1 protein-coding gene is annotated in these 332 nt (G+C 42.2%); it reads right to left on the reverse strand.

What is annotated here, in order from left to right; translation table 11 throughout:
* On the reverse strand, positions 1-332 hold a 332-nt coding region (locus RYX56_RS21605), incomplete at both ends, for a fumarylacetoacetate hydrolase family protein (RefSeq protein ID WP_317124022.1).

A 332-nucleotide genomic window follows, 5' to 3' on the forward strand; every position in this document is an offset into this window, starting at 1 on the left:
TAAAGGAACACTGTCAGAAGCCCGTTCAATCATCTCAGCAAAACTATAGTAGATTTCGTTCCAATTTCCGGAAGTCATCTGCTTCCCGTTTACTTTGGCCGTCATTTTCAAATCATACCCTTTGCCACTTTTGAAACCCTCAATTTCGTCCTTCGTAACGATAAATGGTCCGATAGACGTAGCAAAGTCCTTGCCTTTGGCCGGTCCCAAACCTACGCTCATTACTTGTGCTTGCAGGTCCCGGGCGGAAAAATCATTTAAAATGGTGTAACCAAAAATGTAGTCATCAGCGTTTTCTGCTTTAATGTTTTTACCTTGTTTGCCAATAATGC

The sequence above is a fragment of the Alkalihalophilus lindianensis genome (assembly GCF_032843265.1).
Classification (GTDB): domain Bacteria; phylum Bacillota; class Bacilli; order Bacillales; family Bacillaceae_D; genus Alkalihalophilus; species Alkalihalophilus lindianensis.